Genomic DNA, 4,689 nt, shown 5'->3' with positions numbered 1-4,689 from the left:
AACTAAACTGAGCCTCCGTGGATAAATGCGTTGTTGATGTTTTCTCGGCAAACAGAGCGCAGCTTTCCCTAAGTAAAGAAAGGCTAGCCTCGACTTTCTACACGGGATGCTCCGAAGGGGTCGAAGCCGGGCCAAGAACTTCACGATGAGCCGAGTTCTCCGTCCAGCATCCAAAAGCGCGCGCACAACGGGCACACTCGATGCCCAACGGCGATCAACTAAACCGGAACCAGCGCCACGCACAGAGCCCGGCCACCGCACCCCAGATCACCAGCACGACGATGCCAGACCAGTCGGTCGACGGGACCAGTGCCTGCGAGAGCGCCTCGGTGAGTGCGCCCGACGGCGTCAGCCGGGCAACCCACCGGGCGGTCGCCGGCACGGTGTCGGCAACGGCGTCCATCGCCAGCGCGGCGAGCCCGCCGAACACGAACCACATCAGGTTGGCGACGGCGAGCACGATCTCAGCCCGCAGCGTGCCGCCCAGTAACAGGCCCAATGCGGCAAATCCGGCCGTGCCCAGCGCGATGACCACCGCGCCCAACCCCAGTCCGGCAACCCCCGGACGCCAGCCGAGCGTAAAGCCGATGAGTCCCAGCACGGTTGCCTGGAGAAATACCACCGTCACCACGGCCATCGACTTGCCGGCGATGATGCCCCAAACGGGCAGTGCGGTGGCGCCCAGCCGTTTCAGTGCGCCGTAGCGGCGATCGAACGCGACAGCGATGGCCTGGCCGGTGAATGCGGTCGCGATCACCGCGAGCGCCATGATCAGCGGAACGAAGACGCCGGCGCGATGATCGGGACCCGGACCAAACGCGCCGAGCGGCAGCAGTGTGAGCCCGACCAGCAACGTGACCGGGATGAACATGGTCAGCAGCAGCTGCTCGCCATTGCGCAGCAGCAGCGTCAATTCCAGTTGGTACTGTGCGGCCAGCATCCGCGGAACCGTGTTGGGCCGTGGGTCGGGGGCGAACGTTCCGGGCGGGAAGTGCCGGCCGCCGGCAGCGATGGTCACCGCAGCTCCCCACCGGTCAGCTGCAGAAACACATCCTCCAGGCTGCGCTGTTCCACCCGCAGGTCGTTGGCGAGCACATCCAGGCGGGCGCACCACGCGGTGACCGTCGCCAACACCTGCGGGTCGACCGGACCCTCGACCAGGTACTGGCCGGGCAGCACCTCGGTGGCGGTGTACCCCTCGGGCAACGCCGTCGCCAGCAGCGACAGGTCGAGACGGGGCGGCGCGGTGAATCGCAACTGGCCCTTGGCGCCGGCGCGGGTCAGCTCAGCGGGGGTGCCGGCGGCCACCGCCCTGCCATGGTCGATGATCAGCAGCCGATCGGCCAACTCCTCGGCCTCCCTGAGCTGGTGGGTGGTCAACACCACCGTCACGGCGTCGCGGCGCAGCGCGTCGATCAGCTCCCACACCAGCAGTCGGGCGTGCGCGTCCAGGCCGGCGGTCGGCTCGTCGAGGAAGACCAGCTCGGGCCGCCCGACCAGCGCGCAGGCCAGCGCAAGCCGCTGCTGCTGGCCACCGGAGAGCCGCCGGTAGGTGGTGTGCGCAGCGTCGGTGAGGCCCAGCGTGGCCAGCAGCCACTGCGGGTCCAGGGGGTTGGCGGCATAGGCGGAGACCAGCTTGAGCATCTCACCGGCCCGTGCTGCAGGGTAAGCGCCGCCGCCCTGCAGCATCACCCCGATGCGTTCCCGCAGCCGCGCGTTGTCGGTGACCGGGTCCAGCCCGAGCACCTCGATGGTCCCGGCGTCGGCGCGTACGAAACCCTCGCACATTTCGACCGTCGTCGTCTTGCCCGCGCCGTTCGGGCCCAGCAACGCGAACACCTCGGCGGTGTGGACTTCGAGATCGAGGTCGGCGACCGCGGTAGTCGGACCGTATCGTTTGCACACGCCCCGCAACCGCACCGAGACGTCCGATTGCGGACTCACGGGGAATCAGCGTAAGCGCCGGGCACGGCGGCAGGCGGCCGGACCTGCACCGGCGCTTGAACCGACGCCGCAGCTCGAACGCCGTCGGGTTGGGCCGGACCGATGCGAAAGCCGCGCCAGGGCAGGTGGGTGCGGGTCAGCGCGATCAAGAGCAGCACCGTGACGGTGCTGGCCAGGGTGGCGTCCACAATCTGAAACAACGCGAACCGGTCGCCGTTGGCGGTCGGGCCGAAGATCCCCACCACGATCGTCACGCAGATCACCGCGATCCGGAAACCCGGGCGGGTCGCCCACGCGGCCAGCGGGATGACCGCCCACAGCAGATACCAGGGCTGCACCACCGGAAACAGCAGCACCGTGACCGCCAGGGCGACGCCGAGCCCCCCGACCGGGTGCAGGCGTCCGCGTAGCACTACCAGCAGCAGCCAGCTGACCAGCACCGCGATGATCAACACCCCGATCCCGCGGGTCAGCGACAGCACTGCGGTGGTGTGGTCGCCCAGGCCCAGCAAGATTCCCGCCTGCCCGGTGCCGAGCGCCAGCAGCGTCGGCGGGGACATCCAACTGCGTACGACGTTGGCGGTGCCCAGGGTGTAGATCCAGCCGAATCCGAGTCCGCTGGCCGAGCCGATGACGACCATCACCGCCAGCGCCAACCCCGCCGTCTCGCCACTGGCCAGCAGGAACCCCTGCAGCCTGCCACCCAAGCGGCGGGCCAGTGCCATCGCGACAAAACCCAGGGCCAGCAGCGACGGCAACTTCACCTGCGACGACATCGTGATCAGCACCACGCCTACCAGCAGTTCGGCCAGCGGCGCCCAGTCCCGCCACCGGGCCGGCCGCACTAAGGCCTGCCAGACCGGCACCAGTGATCGCGAAGACTCGATTCCACGCAGCGCGAACTCGGTGCCGGTCAGCATCAGTCCGAGCATCAACGCCTCGTTGTGGATGCCCGCGACCAGATGCATGAGCAGCAGCGGGTTGGCCGCTCCCAACCACAGTGCGTTGACCTCGGCCACCCCGCAGCGTCCCGCCAACCGCGGCGTGGCCCACACGATCAGGCCCACCCCGATCAACACCACCACCCGGTGGCACAGCACCGCTGCCACGATGTTCTCGCCGGTCAACGCCGAGATGCCACGGCCGATCCACAGAAACAGCGGCCCGTAGGGCGCCGGGGTCTCCCGCCACAGGCTGGGCACCGAAAGGGTGAACACGTGGTCGAGGCCCAGCGCCGACGCGGGCCCCACCCGGTAGGGATCCAGGCCCAGCCGGGCGATCTGGCTCTGCGCAAGGTAGGAGTACACGTCTTTGCTGTACATCGGCGGCGCCACCAGCAGTGGCAACATCCACAGCAGCAGCGTGCGGTCAAGTTGGCTGCGCGACATACGCCGGGAACCCAACGCGAACCTGCCCAGCATCAGCCAGGCCAGCGCCATCATCACCGCTCCGGTGGTGGTCATCGTCAACGACACCGTCTGCAGCCGAGACGGCAGGTTGAGCAGTCGAACCCCGAACGTGGGGTCCTGCACCACCGGCCGGGCGCCCGCGCCCAGCGCACCGATCGCCATCAGGATGGTGCCGGCGGCGCCGAACAGCCGGGTGCGCAGCAGCACGACCAGTTCGGCGTCGTTGAGCGGTGAACCCACCGTCCGCTCGTCGCCATGCCAGCGGGCAATCGACGTGCTCAGCGGATGTTGTCGGGCTGCCACTAAAGCAGCGTAAAGCAGGGTAAAGCAGCGTAACGGGGCGGTTGCCGGGTGCCGGGTGCGCGGCAACCCGTTGCCCCCGCGCTGGGCAACGACGGCCAGCTAGGTATGTGACGGTGTGAGCAGCGCAACTGCAATCCGTCCTGATTTGAGGCCAGCCTGCCTAGACCGGTCACCGGAATTGCGTCACACTGGTGTTGTGAAAATCGGAGCCCGGATGAAGTCCACGGTCGAAGCCGCCGGGGCGCGCCCCGGCGGTGCGGCTGTGGTCGACGAACGGCGGGCAGCTGCCGCGCACGCGGCTCGCGAGGGCGGTACCCGCAGCGCGGTGGTGCAGCTGCTGATGGAATCCGGGCCCATCACCGCCGGCGAGATCGGCAGCCGCCTGGGCCTGTCGGCTGCCGGTGTGCGGCGCCACCTGGATGCGCTGATCGAGATCGGTGACGCCGAGGCGCACGCGGCGCAAGCCTGCCAGCAGGTGGGGCGCGGACGGCCGGCGAAGCGCTACTGGCTCACCGCAGCCGGCCGTGGCAAGCTTGCCCATCGCTACGACGACCTGGCGTTGGCGGCGATGCACCAGCTGCGTGAGATCGGCGGCGAGGACGCGGTCTGCGCGTTCGCCCGGCGCCGGATCGACACCATCCTGGCCGGCGTCAAACCGGTCGCCAACAGCGACGACGCCGATGTCGAGGCGACCGCGGAGCAGATCACGGTCGCGTTGACCAAAGCCGGGTACGCGGCAACCACCGCGCGGCTGGACGGACAGCTGCACGGGGTGCAGATCCTTCAGCATCACTGTCCGGTGGCCGACGTCGCCAAAGAATTTCCCGAGCTGTGCCAGGCCGAACGGCAGGCCATGGCCGAGGTGCTCGGCACCCGCGTCCTGCGGCTGGGCACCATCGCCAACGGAGGCTATGTCTGCACCACTCACATATCACCCACATACCAGTCACCGACAAACACCACGAGCAGCACCGATTGACCTTCGGCGCACAGCCCGCGCCGAAGCCACCACGAGCACCGAAGGAGCGTCGAT

At 68.7% G+C, this 4,689-nt stretch carries 4 protein-coding genes; 1 reads left to right on the top strand and 3 read right to left on the bottom strand.

The window, feature by feature from the left end:
- Positions 1 to 214 precede the first annotated feature (214 nt).
- From AC2VON_RS09760 to mptB, 3 genes are read right to left on the bottom strand one after another with little or no spacing between them, the layout of a single operon-like run.
- Positions 215 to 1,012, bottom strand: coding sequence for an ABC transporter permease (locus AC2VON_RS09760; RefSeq protein ID WP_486952771.1), 798 nt, complete (start codon positions 1,010 to 1,012; stop codon positions 215 to 217).
- A 2-nt stretch (positions 1,013 to 1,014) separates the two neighbouring features.
- Positions 1,015 to 1,944 (bottom strand): ABC transporter ATP-binding protein, encoded by a 930-nt coding sequence (locus AC2VON_RS09755; protein WP_486952770.1) that lies wholly within the window; start codon positions 1,942 to 1,944, stop codon positions 1,015 to 1,017.
- Positions 1,941 to 3,656 (bottom strand): polyprenol phosphomannose-dependent alpha 1,6 mannosyltransferase MptB, encoded by a 1,716-nt coding sequence (mptB, locus tag AC2VON_RS09750; RefSeq protein WP_486952769.1) that lies wholly within the window; start codon positions 3,654 to 3,656, stop codon positions 1,941 to 1,943. The genes AC2VON_RS09755 and mptB overlap by 4 nt, the downstream gene beginning before the upstream one ends.
- A 196-nt stretch (positions 3,657 to 3,852) precedes the next feature.
- On the opposite strand from mptB, the gene AC2VON_RS09745 reads away from it, so the two are divergent.
- On the top strand, positions 3,853 to 4,635 hold the full coding sequence (locus tag AC2VON_RS09745) for a helix-turn-helix transcriptional regulator (protein WP_486952768.1): 783 nt from the start codon (positions 3,853 to 3,855) through the stop codon (positions 4,633 to 4,635).
- Positions 4,636 to 4,689 lie beyond the last annotated feature (54 nt).

Source organism: Mycobacterium sp. TH-M82, from assembly GCF_057473605.1.
The sequence above is the reverse complement of the archived record's forward strand: the minus strand, read 5'-3'. Positions and strand labels throughout refer to the sequence as shown.